The sequence below is a fragment of the Bradyrhizobium sp. genome (genome assembly GCF_049798375.1).
Taxonomy (GTDB): domain Bacteria; phylum Pseudomonadota; class Alphaproteobacteria; order Rhizobiales; family Xanthobacteraceae; genus Bradyrhizobium.
In genome coordinates this window covers 1-4,586 of the sequence record NZ_JBARGP010000808.1, presented here as the reverse complement: position 1 = coordinate 4,586, position 4,586 = coordinate 1, and the positions used below count along the sequence as shown (strand labels likewise).

Here is a 4,586-nt window from a genome sequence, read left to right as displayed (position 1 = left end):
CGGCGCGGCCGTTACAAACAGCACTATCAGCCCGGCACGTTGCGCGAGAAGATGTTCGGCAAAGGGCACGCACGCCTCGCCGCTCCGCATCCTGCCGCGCTGCATCGGCCCAAACCGCGACCGACCGCGGCGAAGTGAAACGCATCACAAATAGCCGAAAAAATAGCCGAAGGGTGGCATCGCCATCCTTCGGCTGCTGTTGGATCGGACGAAGACCGCGCAGCGTCCGGCTTCGATCGTGGGGTCAGTTCAAGCTGATTCCGGCCAGCGGCGTGCCGTCATTGCCGTTGTTGCTGATCTCGTTGTTCTTGAAGGACGAGACGCTGCTGCCGCCGGTCTGATACACACCGTTTCCGTTGCCCTGGATGACGGAATTACCCAATGAGACGATGGCGCCAGTGCCGCTCGCCAGCAGACCGGTATTGTTGAACTGGGAGTTGAGATGGTCGACGAAAACGCCGACACCCGGCTTTCCGGATGGCACCGTGACCGACAGGCCAGCATTATTGTTTTGGTAAGTGCTGGAATTCGACACCAGAACGCTGATCGAACCAGAGGCGTTGGCACTCGACACCGCTATACCGAACGCCGAAGCCTTCAGGCTCGAGTTCGAAATCGTGGTGCTCGAAGCATTGCTCGGGGCAATGGAAATCGCGTTTTGTGAGAAATTCTCGATGGTGCAGTTCTCGACGATGAGCCTCTTGCCGGCAAGGAAATTGATGCCGTTGAGGCCGAGGGTCGTACCGGCACCATTGATGCTCAGGTTACGCAGGATGACCGTGTCGCTCGAGCCGGCGTTGACGTTAATGCCATTGGTTGCCGATGCGAGGATCGAGGCCAAGGTCCCGCCGCCGTCGATCGTGATGGCGATCAGCGTCCTGGTGTCGAACACGAGCACATATCAAAACAACAACGCCGGCGTGACAGCCACTGTACCGGCCGGAAAGCCCGGAATGGGCGTTTTCATCGACCATCTGGTCTCTGAGTTCAACAACACCGGCGTCCTAGCGAGCGGCACCGGCGCCATCGTCACATTGGGGAATTCCGTCATCCAGGGCAATGGAAACGGCGTGTTCCAGACCGGCGGCGGCGCGCCGGCAAACGTCTTGCACGGCGCGGTGCGGCTGCACGGATTGACGTCATCACCGACACCGGACACCCAGGTCCGGGTGGCCTGGGCGTATGCTCCGGTCGGGAGCGCAACGACGATCGCAAAACATGAAGCTGAGAACCAGGCAAGGAGCTTCGACATGAGCATCTCCTGTTCAAAAAAGAGGGAAATACAAGAGTTAGGGAAATAAGCCTGCCGTCTTCGGCACGCATGAGCAGCCTAGCACGCTGAGTACAACCAACATGTGATCTAAACCGACACGCGACGACTTTGCGCGGTTTTGCGGTGCCAGCAGGTAGCTCGAATTGAAAGATGGGGATTGCGCCCCCTCTTTTCTCAAAATCTCGTCAATCTCTCGGGAGCACGGAAAATGGCCGCGGAGAGCCAGTTTTCGGGTAGGTCTCGCAAGCCGCTTCCGATGGTGAATCCTCGGATGAAAATTTATCTTTCTTTTTTTCGGAAATCAGAGTATTATCTTGATATTTCGTGCCCGCAAGAGGGGCGCTTCGCGATCGTCACGAACGTTGGGCGCGGAATGCGATGGACGTCATGGCGCGCAGCGTGCGTTACACGTGGACCAACGGGCTGTGACGTACGGCGAAGTCGTGTGGTCCTGGCGCCTCGGTGCTGGCGCTAAGCTTGCGAAGATGTTGACGCATTTCGCGACCGACGGGGGCAAGAAAGCCGATCCCCGAGGAGAGCACGAAGGACACAGTTAAGCCCATCGCGCAGGGAAGGCCGGATGTTCGGCCATACCTGTGGTGACTGCCGCCTGCTTTTTTTCTGCAGGCGGGCCATGGGTGTTGGCTAAGCACCCGGCCTTCCCTGCGCCCTCTCTGATCTCAAGAGGGCAAACGATAGGCAAAACTCGGACGCCATGCGCCGCGAGAGCGCGAGCGCTTCCCTCCCCTCCTCCGATCGGACGGCCGCGGCCAGAATGATTTCCTCGTCAGGCTTGCAGACGAGGAAGGACATTCTCCAGATCGCTCGATCTGCAAAATTGCTCCATCGCGATGTTCCTGCGAATGATACCGCCGGATTTATCAGCGGCCCTCACATCGAGACGATCCCATGACACCCTCTTTCATCGCGCCTCCCCAACACACGCCGCACCGAGCACAGACAATGCCGATACTGCATCGCATTCTCGGCATCGCGATCGCTTTGCTCTCTTTGTTCGTGGTGGGCGGCGCCGCGACCGCGGAACCGCTCCGCATCGGCTATCAGCGATCGTCGACGCTGATTGCCATCCTCAAGGCTAATGGCGAGCTGGAGAAGGCTCTGGCACCCCTGGGCGTCACCGTGACGTGGCACGAGTTTTCGAGCGGCCTGCCGTTGCTGGAGGCGATCAATGTCCGCAGCATCGACATCGGCGCCGATGTCGCCGACACCGTACCAATCTTCGCGCAAGCCGCCGGCGCCAAGCTCGCTTATGTCGCCGAGGAAGCGGCCTCGCCATCCGCGCAGGCCATCCTGGTTCCGACGTCCTCGCCGATCAAGTCGGTTGCCGAGCTGAAGGACAAGCGGATCGCCGTCACCAAGGGCGCCGGCAGTCATTATCTGCTGCTGGCCGCGCTGGCGAAGGCGGGCCTCACCTTCAAGGACATCAAGCCGGCCTACCTGCCGCCGGCGGACGGCCGCGCCGCCTTTGTCAGCAACAATGTCGACGCCTGGATCGCCTGGGATCCGTTCCTGAGCAGCGTGATCAGGCAATCCGGCGCGCGGGTCCTGGCCGACGGCAGCAACGGGCTTGCCAGCTACAAGCGCTACTATCTGGCGTCGGCCGACTATGCCGACAAGCATGGCGCCGTGCTCGACGTGATCTATGGCAGGCTCGCCGAGACCGGAAAATGGGTAAAGGTCAACCCGACCCAGGCAGCGACCCTGCTCGCCGGCCTGTGGGGGATCGATGCGGGAACTGTCGAACAAGCCAACAGCCATCGCTCCTATCAGGTCGGCGCAGTCACTTTGGCCGGCCTGTCGGAGCAGCAGAAGATCGCCGACGCGTTCCTCGCCGAGCACGTGCTGCCGATGAAGGTCGACACCACGACGTTGAAGATATGGACCCCGAAGACGCCGTGAGGCCTTCAGGCGCACTGACGCCGCCTGCGGATCTATGGCAGAACAGGCCGCCTTTACCGATCCTGGGACAGCAGCATGCCGACGCCGAAACCGCCCGCCTTCGAGACCCTGAGCCTGCATGCGGGCCAGCAGCCCGATCCCGTGACCGGCGCCCGCGCGGTGCCGATCTATCAGACCACGTCCTATGTGTTCGAGGACACCGACCACGCCGCGGCGCTGTTCAACCTCGAACGCGCCGGGCACATCTATACCCGCATCTCCAATCCGACCACCGCGGTGCTGGAGGAGCGGCTCGCCGCGCTCGAAAGCGGCGTCGGCGCGGTCTGCACCGCGAGCGGCCAGGCGGCCCTGCATCTGGCCGTCGCCACCCTGCTCAATGCCGGCGGCCACATCGTCGCCTCCTCCTCGCTCTATGGCGGCACCATCAACCTGCTGGCGCATACGCTGCCGCGCTTCGGCATCACCACCTCGTTCGTGAAGCCCAGGGATCTCGATGGGTTCCGCGCGGCCATCACAGCGCAGACGCGGCTGGTGATCGGAGAAACCATCGGCAATCCCGGACTCGAGGTGCTGGACATCCCGAAAGTCGCCGCCATTGCCCATGCCGCCGGCGTGCCGCTGCTGGTCGACAACACCTTCGCCACGCCTTTTCTCAGCCGCCCGATCGAGCTCGGCGCCGATATCGTGATGCATTCCGTAACCAAATGGCTCGGCGGCCACGGTGTCGCGATCGGCGGCGCCATCATCGACGGCGGCCGTTTCGACTGGCGTGCCTCCGGTAAGTTCCCGCAACTGACCGAACCCTATGCCGGCTATCACGGCATGGTCTTCGACGAGCAATTCGGCCCGGCCGCCTTCATCATGCGGGCGCGGACTGAGGGCCTGCGCGATTTCGGCGCCTGCCTGTCGCCGACCAATGCTTTCCATCTTTTGCAGGGCGTCGAGACTTTGCACGTACGGATGGAGCGCCACGTCGCCAACACGGCCGCGGTGTTGGATTTCCTCAAAGGAAACAAAGCGGTCGACTGGGTGCTGCATCCGTCGCTCGAAACTCACCCCGACCATGCGCTGGCCAAGGCGTTGTTGCCGCGCGGCGCCGGCTCGATCGTCTCGTTCGGCATCAAGGGCGGCCGGCCTGCCGGCCGCAAGTTCATCGAAAGCCTGAAGCTGATCAGCCATCTCGCCAATGTCGGCGATGCCAAGACGCTGGTCATCCATCCGGCCAGCACGACACATCAACAGATGGACGCAAACCAGCTCAAAGCTGCCGGAGTCGGCGAGGAGCTGGTGCGGCTGTCGGTCGGCATCGAGGCCGCGGCCGATATCATCGACGATCTCGGACAGGCGCTGCGCGCCTCGCAAAAGGTGTGAGCCATGCAGCTGTCAGTGAATG

Annotated in this window: 4 protein-coding genes; 3 read left to right on the top strand and 1 reads right to left on the bottom strand. The window is 62.0% G+C overall.

Annotated elements, in window-relative coordinates; all coding sequences use genetic code 11:
- Nucleotides 1-244: 244 nt before the first annotated feature.
- Nucleotides 245-892, bottom strand: coding sequence for a hypothetical protein (locus WA702_RS30635; RefSeq protein WP_425114278.1), 648 nt, complete (start codon nucleotides 890-892; stop codon nucleotides 245-247).
- A 61-nt stretch (nucleotides 893-953) separates the two neighbouring features.
- On the opposite strand from WA702_RS30635, the gene WA702_RS30630 reads away from it, so the two are divergent.
- The 3 genes from WA702_RS30630 (at nucleotide 954) to WA702_RS30620 (ending at nucleotide 4,564) form a co-directional block, all read left to right on the top strand.
- The gene (locus tag WA702_RS30630; protein ID WP_425114277.1) at nucleotides 954-1,301 is read left to right on the top strand and encodes a hypothetical protein; all 348 of its coding nucleotides are present in this window, start codon (nucleotides 954-956) and stop codon (nucleotides 1,299-1,301) included.
- Between the two features lie 935 nt (nucleotides 1,302-2,236).
- Entirely contained in the window at nucleotides 2,237-3,193 is a 957-nt protein-coding gene (locus WA702_RS30625; RefSeq protein ID WP_425114276.1) for an aliphatic sulfonate ABC transporter substrate-binding protein, read from the top strand.
- Between the two features lie 75 nt (nucleotides 3,194-3,268).
- The gene (locus WA702_RS30620; protein ID WP_425114275.1) at nucleotides 3,269-4,564 is read left to right on the top strand and encodes an O-acetylhomoserine aminocarboxypropyltransferase; all 1,296 of its coding nucleotides are present in this window, start codon (nucleotides 3,269-3,271) and stop codon (nucleotides 4,562-4,564) included.
- Nucleotides 4,565-4,586: the final 22 nt, after the last annotated feature.

Excerpts from the sequence above, each read along its gene's own strand:
- WA702_RS30630 (WP_425114277.1), top strand. The coding sequence starts at position 954 with ATGGGCGTTTTCATCGACCATCTGGTCTCTGAGTTCAACAACACCGGC.
- WA702_RS30625 (WP_425114276.1), top strand. The coding sequence starts at position 2,237 with ATGCCGATACTGCATCGCATTCTCGGCATCGCGATCGCTTTGCTCTCT.
- WA702_RS30620 (WP_425114275.1), top strand. The coding sequence starts at position 3,269 with ATGCCGACGCCGAAACCGCCCGCCTTCGAGACCCTGAGCCTGCATGCG.